The following is a 14,126-nucleotide window of genomic DNA, read 5'->3' as shown; positions in this document are numbered from 1 at the left end:
CGCGCGGTTTGCCGTCCTCGAGGCGCAGCGGTCGCCATGAGACGAGGTGGCTGCCGTCTTCGCACCCACAATCAATAACGCAAAGGAGGAGCTTCATGGAAGCTGTTCACGGCAGCATGCTGCTGGTTTACGGGGTGATCGCCATCGCCCTGCTGATCTTGTTGATCACGCGCTACAAGGTCTATCCGTTCCTCGTCCTGATCATCGTGTCGCTGCTGCTGGGGCTTGCCTCCGGTATGCCGATGGCGACCATCGTCAAGTCGTTTGAAACCGGCAACGGCAACACGCTCGGGCACATCGCGGTGGTGGTTGGCCTCGGCACGATGCTCGGCAAGATGATGGCCGAATCGGGCGGCGCGGAACGCATCGCCACGACGCTCATCGACTGGTTCGGCGAGAAGAATATTCACTGGGCGATGATGGTCGTCGCGATCATCGTCGGCTTGCCGGTGTTCTTCGAAGTCGGCTTCGTGCTGCTGATTCCCATCGCGTTCAACGTCGCCAAGCGCACCAACAAATCGCTGCTGCTCGTCGGCCTGCCGATGGTCGCGGGCCTGTCCGTCGTGCACGGGCTGATTCCGCCGCACCCGGCCGCGATGCTCGCCGTGCAGCAGTACCACGCGGACATCGGCAAGACGATTGCGTATGGTCTGATCGTCGGCGTGCCGACGGCTATCGTCGCCGGTCCGCTGTTTGCGCTGATGATCAACCGCTACATCAAGCTGCCGCAAGAGAACGCGCTCGCCGCGCAGTTTCTGAACAGGGACGACGTCGCCCTCTCCGGCACGCCGGGCGGCGCAAACGCAGCGCCGAAACGCGAACTGCCGAGCTTCGGCATTACGCTCTTCACGGTGTTGCTGCCGGTGATTCTGATGCTGGTGGGCAGCTGGGCCGATCTGGTATTCACGCCGAAGACCTTGCCGAACGACCTGCTGCACTTCGTCGGCAATTCGGACGTCGCGCTGCTGATCGCCGTGCTGGTCAGCTTCTGGACCTTTGGTGCGAGCCGCGGTTTCAATCGCGACCAGATCCAGAAATTTTGCGGCGAATGTCTGGCGCCGATCGCGGGCATCACGCTGATCGTCGGCGCGGGCGGCGGTTTCGGACGCGTGCTGATGGATAGCGGCATTTCGAAGGAAATCGTGGCTGCTGCGACCTCCGCGCATTTGTCGCCGCTGCTGTTCGGCTGGCTCGTCGCCGCGCTGATCCGCCTCGCGACAGGTTCGGCGACGGTCGCGATGACCACCGCCTGCGGCATCGTTGCACCGATCGCGGCGGCCAGCGCGATCCAGGTGAAGCCGGAACTGCTGGTGCTGGCAACCGGCTCGGGCTCGCTGATCTTCTCGCACGTGAACGACGGCGGTTTCTGGCTGATTAAGGAATACTTCGGTATGACGGTGGGGCAGACCTTCAAGACATGGTCGCTCCTCGAGACCATCATTTCGTTGATGGGTTTGCTGTTGACCTTCGCGCTCGCGGCGGTCCTGTAAGGAGTTTTTGATGATTTTGATCGCAATGGGCGTGTCGGGCGCCGGCAAAACGAGAATTGGCGAGATGCTGGCGGAGCGCCTGCACTGCGCGTTCACCGACGGCGACGCGTTTCATAGCGCCGCAAACAAGGAGAAGATGCACCACGGCATTCCGCTTACCGACGAAGACCGGTGGCCGTGGCTCAAAACTATCCGCGCCGCGATCGAAGAAAAGCAGAAGGCGGGCGAGACGGCCGTGTTCACCTGTTCGTCGCTGAAGCGTTCGTATCGCGACATTTTGCGCGACGGCGACAAGGACGTCTGCTTCGTGTACCTGAAGGGTTCGCGCGAGGTGCTGCAAGAGCGTTTGACCACGCGCACGGGCCATTTTTTCGATCCGTCGCTGCTGCAAAGCCAGCTCGACACACTCGAAGAACCGGGCGCTGACGAGGCGGTCACGGTGAGCATCGAACTGTCGCCGGAACAGATCGTCGACGATGTGTTGAAGCAGGTCGAGAAGCGTTAATCCGCCATCCTGAACTAACCGTTCAGACGAAGAAAAGCCGCTCCGGGGAGCGGCTTTTCTTTTGCTTGACGAGCAGAGCAGCGGATGAATCGGGCTTTAGCCGATGCGCTTCGCCAACTCGACTGCCTTGCCGATGTATGAACCCGGCGTCATCGCGAGCAAACGGTCTTTCGCGTCCTGCGGAATCGCAAGCCCGCCGACGAACGCCTGCAGCGCCTCACGCGTGATGCCCTTGCCGCGCGTCAGTTCCTTCAACTGCTCGTACGGATTTTCGATGCCGTAGCGGCGCATCACCGTTTGCACCGGCTCGGCCAGCACTTCCCAGCAGTTGTCGAGGTCTTCGTTCAGACGCTGCGCATTCACTTCGAGCTTGTCCAGACCGCGGATCAGCGAGTCGTACGCGAGCAGCGAATAACCGAACGCGACGCCCATGTTGCGCAGCACCGTCGAATCGGTCAGGTCGCGCTGCCAGCGCGACACCGGCAGCTTGTCGGCGAGGTGGCGCAGCGTTGCGTTCGCGAGTCCGAGATTGCCTTCGGAGTTTTCGAAGTCGATGGGGTTGACCTTGTGCGGCATCGTCGACGAACCGATCTCGCCGGCCTTCGTGCGCTGCTTGAAATAGCCGACCGAGATGTAGCCCCACACGTCGCGGTCGAGATCCAGCAGGATCGTGTTGGCGCGCGCGACGGCGTCGAACAGCTCGGCCATGTAATCGTGCGGCTCGATCTGGATCGTGTACGGATTGAACGTGAGCTTCAGACGCTGCTCGACCACTTCGCGCGAGAACGCTTCCCAGTCGAACTCCGGATACGCCGACAGATGCGCATTGAAGTTGCCGACCGCGCCGTTCATCTTGCCGAGCAGTTCGACCTTCGCGATGCGCTCGATCGCGCGTTCGAGACGCGCGGCGACATTGGCGATTTCCTTGCCGAGCGTCGTCGGGCTGGCCGGCTGGCCGTGCGTGCGCGAGAGCATCGGCTGTTCCGCGTGCGCGTGAGCGAGCGCGACGAGCTTCTGATGCACCGTGCGCAGCGCCGGCAGGATCACATGCTCGCGCGCGCCCGCCAGCATCAGGCCGTGCGACGTGTTGTTGATGTCTTCCGACGTGCACGCGAAATGGATGAACTCGCTTGCGCGCTCCAGTTCTTCCTGACCCTTGACCGATTCCTTCAGCCAGTATTCGACCGCCTTCACGTCGTGATTCGTCACGCGCTCGATGTCCTTGATGCGCGCGGCGTCATGCGCGGTGAAGCGCTCGGCCAGTTGCAGCAGGAATTGTTCGGCGGCGTCTGAAAAGCGCGGCACTTCGGCGAAACCGGCGCGCGAGAGCGCGATCAGCCAATGAATTTCGACCGTCACGCGATTGCGCATGAACGCGGCTTCCGAGAGCCAGTCGCGCAGGGCTTCGGTTTTCGACGCATAGCGGCCGTCGAGCGGGGAGAGCGCATTCAGCGCGAACAGAGTGTCGGGGCGGGTGTCGGACATGATGGCGGCTGGTCTAGGCGTTGAGCGCTCGCTGGAGTCACAGCGAGCGGATCGGAACGGAGGGAACCGCGAATTTTACCACCAGAGGCGGATTCGGCCGGAATAGGCCGGACGCGCGTGAGCCGCAGCGGACGATGCAAAGGCAAAGTCGGCTGCCGGGTGGAGCGTGAGCATTCGCATCGGCAGAGCCACTAGAATGCTGACTTCCTCTCTCTCGCCGGCAGCAGGCTTCGCATGGAACTGAAATGGCTCGAAGACTTCGTTTCGCTCGCGGAAACGCGCAGTTTCAGCCGCTCGGCTGAACTGCGTCACGTCACGCAGCCGGCGTTCTCGCGGCGCATCCAGGCGCTCGAGGCGTGGCTCGGCACGGAGCTCATCGACCGCTCGGTGTATCCGACGCGTCTCACGCCGGCGGGCCAGGTGTTCAACGAGCAGGCGCTCGCGATGCTTTCGCAGTTCCACGAGGCCCGCGCGCTGTTGCGCGGCCACACGGCGACGCCGCAAGCGACGATCGAGTTCGCGGTGCCGCACACGCTGTCGCTCACGTACTTTCCTCGCTGGCTGCAACGCATCGAAGCGCAGATGGGCCCGATTCATACGCGGCTGCGCGCGCTGAATGTGCACGACGCGGCGCTCTCTCTGGTGGAAGGCGGCTGCGATCTGATGATGGGCTATCACCATCCGAGTCATCCGGTCGCGCTCGACCCGGCCCGCTACGACATGCTGACGCTCGGCAACGAGCCGATCAGTCCGTTCTCGGCGCCGGGGCGCGCCGGTCGGCCGCGTCATACGCTGCCGGGCACTGCTGAGGCGCCCACGCCTTATCTGTCGTACACGCCGAATGCGTATCTGGGGCGCATGACCGAGGTGATTCTCGCCAACGCCCCGGAGCGTCTCAATCTGGACCGGCTCTACGAAACCGACATGGCCGAAGGCCTGAAGGCGATGGCGCTCGCCGGCCACGGCATCGCTTTTCTGCCGCACAGCGCTGTGGAAGACGCGGTCGCGGACGGCAAGCTGATTCGTCTGGACCGGGCGACGCGCGGCACGCCCGAAGGCCAGCTCACGCTTACGATGGAGATACGCCTCTACCGTGACAAGCTGGCCGCCAAAAGCGACGACGCGCGGCAGATTCTCGTGCGGCAGTTGTGGGACGTGGTGTCGGAAGAACTGGCGGAGCGCGGCGCGTAAGAGAGCCTCGCCAAACCTGCGCGCCCGCGACGCGAATTTGCGGCTTCCGAAGGGTTATGCAAAAAAGACATAATCGGATAAGGAAACGGCATTGGATTTCAAAACGGCCTTTTTCGACAATGCTGCTACTCGATCAACGCCGGAGCGTTCATGTCTTCCCAGCAGCAAGCCGCCCAATCTGCCCAATCAGCATTAACGTCGCAGTCCGTCCCCTCCTACCTGAATAGCGAAGACCTCGGCCCGTGGGGCAACTACCTGCGCCAGGTCGATCGCGTCGCGCCGTACCTCGGCTCGCTGTCGCGCTGGCTCGAAACCCTGAAGCGCCCGAAGCGGATTCTGATCGTTGACGTGCCTATCGAACTCGATAACGGCACGGTCGCGCACTTCGAGGGCTACCGCGTGCAGCACAACGTGTCGCGCGGTCCAGGCAAGGGCGGCGTGCGTTATCACCAGGACGTGACGCTGTCGGAAGTGATGGCGCTGTCCGCGTGGATGTCGGTGAAAAACGCTGCGGTGAACGTTCCTTACGGCGGCGCGAAGGGCGGCATCCGCCTCGATCCGCGCAAGCTGTCGCGTGGTGAACTCGAGCGCGTCACGCGCCGCTACACCAGCGAAATCGGCATCATCATCGGACCGAACACCGACATTCCCGCGCCGGACGTGAACACGAACGAGCAGATCATGGCGTGGATGATGGACACGTACTCCATGAACCAGGGCCAAACGGCGACCGGCGTCGTGACCGGCAAGCCGATCACGCTCGGCGGTTCGCTCGGCCGCCGCGAAGCGACGGGCCGCGGCGTGTTTGTGGTGGGCTGCGAAGCGGCACGCCGCATCGGCTTCGATATCGAAGGCGCGCGCATTGCAGTGCAAGGTTTCGGCAACGTCGGCGGCATCGCGGCGCGTCTGTTCCAGGAAGCGGGTGCGAAGGTCGTCGCGGTGCAGGATCACACCGGCTCGCTGTACAAGTCGACCGGTATCGACGCCGTCGCGTTGCTGGAACATGTGGCGAAGACGGGCGGCGTGGGCGGTTTCGCCGAAGCCGACTCGGTGACGAACGAAGAGTTCTGGACCGTGGAATCGGACATCCTGATCCCGGCTGCGCTCGAAAACCAGATCACCGAAAAGAACGCCGGCAAGATCAAGACGAAGATCGTCGTGGAAGGCGCGAACGGCCCGACCACCACGGCCGCCGACGACATCCTGCACGACCGCGGCATCCTCGTGATTCCGGACGTGGTGGCTAACGCGGGCGGCGTGACGGTGTCGTACTTCGAATGGGTGCAGGATTTCTCGAGCTTCTTCTGGACCGAAGACGAGATCAACCAGCGCCTCGAGCGCGTGATGCGCGAAGCGTTTGCGGCCGTGTGGCAAGTGTCGAGCGAGCAGAACGTTTCGGTGCGGACGGCGGCGTTTATCGTCGCGTGCAAGCGGATTTTGCAAGCGCGCGAAATGCGCGGTCTGTATCCCTGATCGCGGGCTTGTAACGGGAACGGCGGATTCGCTACCTCGCGGATGCGCCGCGCATTTCAAGTAAATGCGCATGCCTGAACGCACTTCACAAGAGCGCGTGTTTTACCTGGCGGGCGGCATCGTGACGATGCTGCCCGCCTTTGCATATCCGGAAAGGTTGACCGGCTGCGCGAAGCCGCCGCCGACCGATAGCGGCGTGCACGCAACAACAATGGTTTATAGCCATACTTTCAGAATAATTACTTTGCTAAACTGGCGCCGGTTCTTGCCAAGGAGATCAAACATGAAGGTTAAAAAAGCTGCGCTGCTGCTCGCGACTCTCGGACTGTTTACGGTTGGCGCGCACGCGCAAGACGCCGGCACGCTGAAAAAGATCAAGGACACGGGCGTCATCGCGCTGGGTCATCGCGAGTCGTCGATTCCGTTTTCGTACTATGACGACAAGCAGGAAGTCATCGGCTATTCGCAGGAATTCGCGCTGAAGGTGGTCGAGGCGGTCAAGCAGAAGCTCAACGCGCCGAACCTGAAAGTGAAGCTGATTCCGGTCACGTCGCAAAACCGTATTCCGCTGGTGCAGAACGGCACCGTCGACATGGAATGCGGCTCCACCACGAATAACGCGGAACGCCAGCAACAAGTGGCGTTCTCGAACACGATCTTCGTGATCGGCACGCGTCTGATGACCAAGAAAGATTCGGGCATCAAGGACTGGGCCGACCTGAAGGGCAAGACGGTCGTCACGACTGCCGGCACCACGTCCGAGCGCCTGCTTCGCAAGATGAACCAGGACAAGAGCCTGGGCATGAACATCATCAGCGCGAAGGATCACGGCGAGTCGTTCCTGACGCTCTCCACCGGCCGCGCCGCTGCGTTCATGATGGACGACGCGCTGCTCGCCGGCGAGCGTGCAAAGTCGAATACGCCGAACGATTTCGTGATCGTCGGCGCGCCGCAGTCGCATGAAGCATACGGCTGCATGCTGCGCAAGAACGATCCGGAATTCAAGAAGGTCGTCGACGACGCAATCGCGAAGGTCGAAACTTCAGGCGAAGCCGACAAGATCTACAAGAAGTGGTTCGAATCGCCGATTCCGCCGAAGGGCTTGAACCTGAACTTCCCGGAAAGCGACGACATGAAGGCGCTTTACAAGAATCCGAATGACAAGGCAATCGATTAAACCTTAGCTGTTTTTTTGAAATGCTGAATGAAACGGAAGGGGCGACGCGCTTCTTCCGTTTCTTTTTGCTGGAGTCTTGGTCATGTCATATCACTGGAACTGGGGCATTCTGCTGAGTCCCGTCTCCACCGGCGAGCCGACCACTTATCTGGGCTGGCTGCTGTCGGGTTTCTGGGTGACGATTACTGTGTCGCTGTCGGCATGGGTGATCGCGCTGATCGTCGGCTCGTTGTTCGGTGTGCTGCGCACGGTGCCGAACAAGTGGGCGTCCGGCATCGGCACGCTCTACGTCGCGATTTTCCGCAATATTCCGCTGATCGTGCAGTTTTTCATCTGGTATCTGGTGATACCGGAGTTGCTGCCGGCATCCATCGGAAACTGGTTCAAGCAACTGCCGCCAGGCGCGCAGTTCTTTTCTTCTTCGATCATCTGTCTCGGGCTCTTCACCGCCGCGCGCGTGTGCGAGCAGGTGCGCTCGGGCATCAACGCGCTGCCGCGCGGCCAACGTGCCGCGGGCCTCGCGATGGGCTTCACGCAATGGCAGACGTATCGCTACGTGCTGCTGCCGGTCGCGTACCGGATCATCGTGCCGCCGCTCACGTCCGAGTTTCTGAATATCTTCAAGAACTCGGCGGTCGCGTCGACCATCGGTCTGCTCGATCTCTCCGCGCAAGCGCGACAGCTTGTCGACTACACGTCGCAGACGTATGAGTCGTTCATCGCCGTCACGCTCGCGTACGTGCTGATCAATCTGGTCGTCATGCAATTCATGCGCTGGGTCGAAGCCAAGACCCGGTTGCCCGGCTATATCGGAGGCAAGTGATGCACCATTTCGACTGGAGCGGTATTCCGGGCGCACTGCCTACGCTGTGGACGGGCGCGGTCGTCACCTTCAAGATCACGCTGATCGCGATCGTGATCGGCATTGTGTGGGGCACGGTTCTCGCCATGCTGCGGCTGTCGTCGTTCAAGCCTTTCGAGTGGTTCGCGAAGGGCTACGTGACGATTTTCCGTTCGATCCCGCTGGTGATGGTCCTGCTGTGGTTCTTCCTGATCGTGCCGCAACTGCTGCAGAACGTGCTCGGTCTGTCGGCGGATATCGACATTCGTCTCGCATCGGCAATGGTCGCTTTCTCGCTGTTCGAGGCGGCGTATTACTCCGAGATCATTCGCGCGGGGATTCAGTCCGTGCCGCGCGGGCAGGTCAACGCGTCGTTCGCGCTCGGCATGAACTACGCGCAGTCCATGCGTCTCGTGGTGCTGCCGCAGGCGTTCCGCGCGATGGTGCCGCTGCTGCTCACGCAGGGCATCGTGCTCTTCCAGGATACGTCGCTCGTCTACGTGATCAGCCTCGCCGACTTCTTCCGCACTGCCACGAATATTGGCGATCGTGACGGCACGAATGTCGAAATGGTACTGTTCGCGGGCGCGTGTTATTTCGTGATCTGCGTGGTCGCGTCGAGCCTTGTCAAAGGTCTTCAGAAAAAGGTCGCAAGATGATCTCTATCAAGAATGTTTCGAAGTGGTACGGCCAGTTTCAGGTGCTGACGGACTGCACGACGGAAGTCAAAAAGGGTGAAGTGGTCGTGGTGTGCGGACCGTCGGGTTCGGGCAAGTCCACGCTGATCAAGACCGTCAACGGACTCGAGCCGTTTCAGAAGGGCGAGATTGTCATCAACGGACAGTCGCTGACGGACAAGAAAACCAATCTGTCGAAGCTGCGCTCGAAGGTCGGCATGGTGTTCCAGCACTTCGAACTGTTCCCGCATCTGTCGATCGTGCAAAACCTCACGCTCGCGCAGATCAAGGTGCTCGGCCGCTCGAAAGACGAAGCCTCGGCGAAGGGTCTGAAGCTGCTCGATCGCGTCGGTTTGCGCGCGCATGCGGACAAGTTTCCGGGGCAATTGTCGGGCGGTCAGCAGCAGCGTGTAGCGATTGCGCGCGCGTTGTCGATGGACCCGATTGCAATGCTGTTCGACGAGCCGACATCGGCGCTCGATCCGGAAATGATCAACGAAGTGCTCGACGTGATGGTCGAACTCGCGCAGGAAGGCATGACCATGATGTGCGTCACGCACGAAATGGGCTTCGCGAAGAAGGTCGCGCATCGCGTGATTTTCATGGACAAGGGCTTGATCGTGGAGGACGACCGCAAGGACGACTTCTTCGACAATCCGAAGTCCGATCGCGCGAAGGATTTTCTGGCGAAGATCCTGCACTGAGATCGCCGCTGCCGCGTGGTTGTCGCGGTGGGCGCTTCAACGAAAAGCCGCTTGAAAAAGCGGCTATTTTTATCGATGCGTGGTCGCCGCGGCTACGACTTTTACGACTCGAAGGCGGCGGCGTCGTCGGCCGCTTCCAGATCGACTTCCAACTCAGCCGCGGCAGATTCGGCTGCCGCCGAAGCCGCAATCGTGCTCGCCGAAGCGGACGCGTCCAGCGCCGGATTGCGCAGCTTTTCCAGCACCGAGGCCGGCACCGGCACATTGACGCGGCCAATCACGTCGCCGTGCTGGAACATCAGCAGATCGCCTGGTTCGAACGCGGTCCACACTTCGTTGTCGGTCAGCGGCTGCGTCGCGATCACGGCGACGCGGTCTTCCGGCGTCGTGTACTTGGCGAAGTCGATGGACACGTCGGCGTCGACGAGATGCGCGGTGGAAAAGGGCCAGCGCCGCACGATGTAATGCAGATGCGTCGAGCAATGCGCAAACAGCGCCTGGCCGTTCGACATCAGAAAATTGAACACGCCGAATTGCGTGATTTCGCGCGTGAGCTTTTCGAGCGCGGCGAAGAGTTCGTTGAGCGGCGGTTGCTGCGCGCCGGGAAACGCCTTGCGCAAACCTTCGAGCAGCGCGCAGAAAGCGAGCTCGCTGTCGGTCGTGCCGACGGGCTGATACACGCCCGAGAGCACCGGCGAATAATCCTTCAGATCGCCGTTATGCGCGAAGATCCAGTGACGCCCCCACAGTTCGCGCATGAACGGGTGGCAGTTTTCCAGCAGAATGTGCCCTTGCGTCGCCTTGCGGATATGCGCGATCGTGTTCTTCGACTTGATCGGGTAGCGCTTGACCATCTCGGCGATCGGCGAGGTAGCCGACGATTGATGGTCGATGAAAAGGCGACACGCTTTGTCTTCGAAGAAGGCGATACCCCAGCCGTCGGCATGGTGATCGGTGACGCCGCCGCGCGCCGCAAAGCCGGTGAACGAGAACGTGACGTCCGTCGGCGCGGCGCAGTTCATTCCTAGAAGTTGGCACATGTTGCGGGTAGGCCTGTGAACGGGGCGAGCCGTTACAATGATGATTTTCCAAGCATATCACCGAGCCACGAACGCCAAATTGCAAAATTGACGTGTGTTCAGGCCGCAACACGGCGGTTTGACCTCAGCGCCGGTGCATTGCTGGGGCGTTGTTCACGCATCGCTCGCGCATCGTTCCGATTCGTCGTTGCGCCTTGTTCGGCTCTTATTCCGCTCCATTCGCTCCGTTCCGCTCTCGCTCTTCTCTCGCCATGACCGCTCCCAACGCTGCTTCCGCTTCCCTCGACTCCGTTACGCTCACCCGTCCTGACGACTGGCACCTGCACGTGCGCGACGGCGCCATGCTGGCGGCGGTGCTGCCGGATACCGCGCGCCAGTTCGGCCGCGCGATCATCATGCCGAACCTGAAGCCGCCGGTCACGACGACGGCGATGGCCCAGGCTTACCGCGAGCGGATCGTCGGCGCCATTCCGGCCGGCGCGCAGTTCGAGCCGCTGATGACGCTGTACCTGACCGACAACACGCCGCCCGATGAAATCCGCCGCGCGCGCGAAAGCGGCTTCGTGCACGGCGTGAAGCTCTATCCGGCCGGCGCGACGACGAACTCCGACGCGGGCGTGACCGACATCATGAAGTGCGCGAAAACGCTGGAAGTGATGCAGGAAACCGGCATGCCGCTGCTGGTGCACGGCGAAGTGACGGATTCGTCGATCGATCTGTTCGACCGCGAGAAGGTGTTCATCGACCGGGTCATGACGCCGCTGCGCCGCGAGTTTCCGGCGCTGAAGGTGGTGTTCGAGCACATCACCACGAAGGACGCCGTCGACTACATCCGCGAAGCCGGCGTCGCGCCGGAACTGCTGGGCGCGACGATCACCGCGCACCATCTGCTCTACAACCGCAACGCGATTTTCCAGGGCGGCATTCGCCCGCATTACTACTGCCTGCCGGTGCTCAAGCGTGAGACGCATCGGCTCGCGCTGGTCGAAGCGGCGACGTCGGGCAATCCGCGCTTCTTCCTCGGTACGGACAGCGCGCCGCATCCGAAGGGTTTGAAGGAACACGCGTGCGGCTGCGCGGGCTGCTACACGGCGCTGCACGCGCTCGAGTTGTACACCGAGGCTTTCGACAAAGCCGGCGCGCTCGACAAGCTCGAAGGCTTTGCGAGCTTCTACGGCGCGGATTTCTACGGTTTGCCGCGCAACGCGGGCAAGGTCACGCTGCGTCGCGAGGAATGGACGTTGCCGGCGGAGTTGCCGGTCGGCGATACGCCGGTCGTGCCGCTGCGCGGCGGTGAATCGATTGGCTGGCGCCTGATCTGACGCGTGGGTGACGCGGAGATGGCGGAGCCCGAGGCGAGGCGCGAAACGGCGCCCGCAACGACTGAACCGGTACAACTCGACGTGAGCGCGCGCCACGACGAAGGCCGCGGCACCGGCAATGAAGCGCTCCCGCCAGGCGCGCGGTCGGGCTTCGCCGCAATCGACTGGTCGAAGCCTTGGTTCGCGCCGTTCGCCGAGCGCGGCCAACGCTGGCAGCGGGCCGCGCTCACGAGCTACGCCGCGTTGCTTGCCGAAATGAACGCCGACGCGTCGAAGGCGCGGCAAGTGACAGGCCGCGGCCAGCGGCTCGCGTTCATCGCGCAGGACGAGCTGCCGCCCGGCGCCGCCTACGAGGCGCACATTGCGTCCACCGGCTGCGTGCCGACGCGCCACAATCTGCACGACTTCTTCAACGCGTCGATGTGGTTTGCGTTTCCGCGCATCAAGGCGGCGCTGAACGCGCGGCAGTCGGCGGCCATCGACTTGCTGGGTGTCGGGCCGACGCGCGGCGGCGTGCGTGACGCACTGACGCTCTTCGACGAAAACGCGCTGCTGTTTGCTTGCGCCGATCCGCGCTTGAGCGCTGCGCTGCGTCAGTTCGACTGGCGCACGCTGTTGCTCCAGCGGCGCGACGCATGGGGCGCATCGGGCGCGAGTTGCGAGGTGCGCTGCTTCGGCCACGCGCTGCTCGAAAAGCTGATCGCGCCGTTCAAGGCGTGCACCGGGCACGCGTGGATTGTCGACGTGCCGCCAGCGTACTTCGAATGGGACGCCGCTTCGCGCGATGCGTGGCTCGACGAGGCGGTCAGCGCGGCTTTGCTGAATACGGAAGCGTTGACGAGCCGTATGTTTGCGCCGCTTCCGGTGCTGGGCATCCCCGGCTGGTGGCCGGAAAACGAGACACCGGCCTTCTATGACGACACGTCCGTATTCCGCGCGGGCCGGCGTGCAGATGTTAAAATCGGCGCCAGCAAAGCAGGCCAGGCAGTCGCGGCCTCGGCGGCTTCGGCCAAAGAGGGCGAGGAAAGTCCGGACTCCACAGGGCAGGGTGATGGCTAACGGCCATCCGTGGCGACACGCGGAACAGGGCAACAGAAAGCAAACCGCCGATGGCCCGGCGCAAGCCGGGATCAGGTAAGGGTGAAACGGTGCGGTAAGAGCGCACCGCGGCTGCTGCAAGGCAGACCGGCACGGTAACCTCCACCCGGAGCAATTCCAAGTAGGCAGGCGCGCATCTTCGAGATGCAGGACGGGGCCCCCGTCTCGTCTGCGGGTAGGAAGCTTGAGCGCGTCAGCAATGGCGCGCCTAGAGGAATGGCTGCCACGCGCGTCGCGTCTTCGGACGTTGCGCGTGCACAGAATCCGGCTTATCGGCCTGCTTTGCCACCACACAAACAAATGCCGGCGTCTTTTAGGGACGCCGGCATTTTTCGTTGATGCGGCCCGCGGGCCGCGGCACTCAGTTCCGCTGGTTCAGATCGGCACGATATCGAACGAGTGGGTCAGTTCGGCCGTCTTCGCGATCATGATCGACGCCGAGCAATACTTGTCGTGCGACAGGTTGATCGCGCGCTCCACCGTCGCCGGATTCAGGTTCTTGCCCGTCACGGTGAAATGAAAGTGAATCTTCGTGAACACCTTCGGATCTTCGCTGGCGCGCTCGGCCTTCAGCGTTACCGAGCAGCCGGCGATTTCCTGACGGCTTTTCTTCAGGATCATCACGACGTCGTAGGCCGTGCAGCCGCCCGTGCCGAGCAAGACCATTTCCATCGGACGCGGCGCGAGATTGCGGCCGCCGCCTTCGGGCGCGCCGTCCATCGCGACCAGGTGGCCGCTGCCCGTCTCGGCCGCGAACGCCATCCCGTCTTGCCCCATCCAGCTTACTTTGCATTCCATGCTGTGCTCCACCGCGCTTCGACTATCGAGACGGCATTGTAGCCCGGCGTTTCGGTGTCCGCCCGAGGCGACGTCGGCGGGAAATTATGCGCAATCGCCGCTTGTATGTTGCGGCGCGGCATGGCGGGCGGGAGGGTGGAATCCGAGGCGGGTTTAGGGGTTTTACTCTAGAGCGCGTCGATCACTCGAGCGGAGCAGTGGGCCGATGCCTCTTTTTATAAGGGCCCACGGCAAACCAAGCTACGGCAGTCGAAAAACCACATTATGAAAATCGATTTCGCAATGCAAATGTTCTTGCGTCGCACAAGGATGCTTCATATAATTG

Annotated in this window: 12 protein-coding genes, 1 other RNA gene and 1 pseudogene; 11 read left to right on the top strand and 3 right to left on the bottom strand. The window is 62.3% G+C overall.

The window, feature by feature from the left end; genetic code table 11:
- Positions 1-95: 95 nt before the first annotated feature.
- Together CUJ91_RS15245 and CUJ91_RS15240 are read left to right on the top strand one after the other, a co-directional pair.
- Positions 96-1,490 carry a GntT/GntP/DsdX family permease gene (locus CUJ91_RS15245; RefSeq protein WP_006051914.1) on the top strand — a complete coding sequence of 465 codons (1,395 nt, stop codon included), beginning with the start codon at positions 96-98 and terminating at the stop codon, positions 1,488-1,490.
- Between the two features lie 10 nt (positions 1,491-1,500).
- Positions 1,501-1,995, top strand: a complete 495-nt coding sequence (locus CUJ91_RS15240) for a gluconokinase (protein WP_053858727.1) — start codon at positions 1,501-1,503, stop codon at positions 1,993-1,995.
- A gap of 96 nt (positions 1,996-2,091) precedes the next feature.
- On the opposite strand, the gene purB is transcribed toward CUJ91_RS15240, so the two are convergent.
- Positions 2,092-3,480 carry an adenylosuccinate lyase gene (purB, locus tag CUJ91_RS15235; protein WP_006051916.1) on the bottom strand — a complete coding sequence of 463 codons (1,389 nt, stop codon included), beginning with the start codon at positions 3,478-3,480 and terminating at the stop codon, positions 2,092-2,094.
- A gap of 234 nt (positions 3,481-3,714) precedes the next feature.
- Here purB and CUJ91_RS15230 point away from each other — a divergent pair, with 234 nt between their 5' ends.
- From CUJ91_RS15230 to CUJ91_RS15205, 6 genes are all read left to right on the top strand, one after another.
- Positions 3,715-4,671 (top strand): LysR family transcriptional regulator, encoded by a 957-nt coding sequence (locus CUJ91_RS15230; protein WP_006051917.1) that lies wholly within the window; start codon positions 3,715-3,717, stop codon positions 4,669-4,671.
- 150 nt (positions 4,672-4,821) lie between these two features.
- Positions 4,822-6,144, top strand: a complete 1,323-nt coding sequence (locus tag CUJ91_RS15225) for a Glu/Leu/Phe/Val family dehydrogenase (protein ID WP_006051918.1) — start codon at positions 4,822-4,824, stop codon at positions 6,142-6,144.
- Between the two features lie 283 nt (positions 6,145-6,427).
- Positions 6,428-7,321 carry a glutamate/aspartate ABC transporter substrate-binding protein gene (locus CUJ91_RS15220; RefSeq protein ID WP_006051919.1) on the top strand — a complete coding sequence of 298 codons (894 nt, stop codon included), beginning with the start codon at positions 6,428-6,430 and terminating at the stop codon, positions 7,319-7,321.
- A gap of 82 nt (positions 7,322-7,403) precedes the next feature.
- Positions 7,404-8,144 (top strand): amino acid ABC transporter permease, encoded by a 741-nt coding sequence (locus CUJ91_RS15215; RefSeq protein WP_006051920.1) that lies wholly within the window; start codon positions 7,404-7,406, stop codon positions 8,142-8,144.
- Positions 8,144-8,821 carry a glutamate/aspartate ABC transporter permease GltK gene (gene gltK / locus CUJ91_RS15210; protein WP_029968252.1) on the top strand — a complete coding sequence of 226 codons (678 nt, stop codon included), beginning with the start codon at positions 8,144-8,146 and terminating at the stop codon, positions 8,819-8,821. The genes CUJ91_RS15215 and gltK overlap by 1 nt, the downstream gene beginning before the upstream one ends.
- Positions 8,818-9,543 carry an amino acid ABC transporter ATP-binding protein gene (locus tag CUJ91_RS15205; RefSeq protein ID WP_006051922.1) on the top strand — a complete coding sequence of 242 codons (726 nt, stop codon included), beginning with the start codon at positions 8,818-8,820 and terminating at the stop codon, positions 9,541-9,543. The genes gltK and CUJ91_RS15205 overlap by 4 nt, the downstream gene beginning before the upstream one ends.
- A gap of 101 nt (positions 9,544-9,644) precedes the next feature.
- On the opposite strand, the gene CUJ91_RS15200 is transcribed toward CUJ91_RS15205, so the two are convergent.
- Positions 9,645-10,583: a class II glutamine amidotransferase gene (locus CUJ91_RS15200; RefSeq protein WP_029968250.1), complete on the bottom strand. Its 939-nt coding sequence runs from the start codon at positions 10,581-10,583 to the stop codon at positions 9,645-9,647.
- A gap of 251 nt (positions 10,584-10,834) precedes the next feature.
- Here CUJ91_RS15200 and pyrC point away from each other — a divergent pair, with 251 nt between their 5' ends.
- From pyrC to rnpB, 3 genes and pseudogenes are all read left to right on the top strand, one after another.
- Positions 10,835-11,905 (top strand): dihydroorotase, encoded by a 1,071-nt coding sequence (gene pyrC / locus CUJ91_RS15195; protein WP_107708568.1) that lies wholly within the window; start codon positions 10,835-10,837, stop codon positions 11,903-11,905.
- A gap of 18 nt (positions 11,906-11,923) precedes the next feature.
- Positions 11,924-12,790 (top strand): annotated as a pseudogene (locus CUJ91_RS15190) (DUF3025 domain-containing protein); the annotation flags it as partial.
- A gap of 87 nt (positions 12,791-12,877) precedes the next feature.
- Positions 12,878-13,291: RNase P RNA component class A (gene rnpB / locus CUJ91_RS15185), an RNA gene on the top strand.
- 87 nt (positions 13,292-13,378) lie between these two features.
- Here rnpB and CUJ91_RS15180 read toward each other — a convergent pair.
- On the bottom strand, positions 13,379-13,801 hold the full coding sequence (locus tag CUJ91_RS15180; RefSeq protein WP_114156474.1) for an OsmC family protein: 423 nt from the start codon (positions 13,799-13,801) through the stop codon (positions 13,379-13,381).
- Positions 13,802-14,126: the final 325 nt, after the last annotated feature.

Origin of the sequence: Paraburkholderia graminis (assembly GCF_003330785.1) — a bacterium.
Lineage (GTDB): Bacteria > Pseudomonadota > Gammaproteobacteria > Burkholderiales > Burkholderiaceae > Paraburkholderia > Paraburkholderia graminis.
This window is presented reverse-complemented; position numbering and strand designations above follow the sequence as displayed.

Coding starts and splice junctions, on each gene's coding strand:
- CUJ91_RS15245 (WP_006051914.1), top strand. CDS start 96: ATGGAAGCTGTTCACGGCAGCATGCTGCTGGTTTACGGGGTGATCGCC.
- CUJ91_RS15240 (WP_053858727.1), top strand. CDS start 1,501: ATGATTTTGATCGCAATGGGCGTGTCGGGCGCCGGCAAAACGAGAATT.
- purB (WP_006051916.1), bottom strand. CDS start 3,480: ATGTCCGACACCCGCCCCGACACTCTGTTCGCGCTGAATGCGCTCTCC.
- CUJ91_RS15230 (WP_006051917.1), top strand. CDS start 3,715: ATGGAACTGAAATGGCTCGAAGACTTCGTTTCGCTCGCGGAAACGCGC.
- CUJ91_RS15225 (WP_006051918.1), top strand. CDS start 4,822: ATGTCTTCCCAGCAGCAAGCCGCCCAATCTGCCCAATCAGCATTAACG.
- CUJ91_RS15220 (WP_006051919.1), top strand. CDS start 6,428: ATGAAGGTTAAAAAAGCTGCGCTGCTGCTCGCGACTCTCGGACTGTTT.
- CUJ91_RS15215 (WP_006051920.1), top strand. CDS start 7,404: ATGTCATATCACTGGAACTGGGGCATTCTGCTGAGTCCCGTCTCCACC.
- gltK (WP_029968252.1), top strand. CDS start 8,144: ATGCACCATTTCGACTGGAGCGGTATTCCGGGCGCACTGCCTACGCTG.
- CUJ91_RS15205 (WP_006051922.1), top strand. CDS start 8,818: ATGATCTCTATCAAGAATGTTTCGAAGTGGTACGGCCAGTTTCAGGTG.
- CUJ91_RS15200 (WP_029968250.1), bottom strand. CDS start 10,583: ATGTGCCAACTTCTAGGAATGAACTGCGCCGCGCCGACGGACGTCACG.
- pyrC (WP_107708568.1), top strand. CDS start 10,835: ATGACCGCTCCCAACGCTGCTTCCGCTTCCCTCGACTCCGTTACGCTC.
- CUJ91_RS15180 (WP_114156474.1), bottom strand. CDS start 13,801: ATGGAATGCAAAGTAAGCTGGATGGGGCAAGACGGGATGGCGTTCGCG.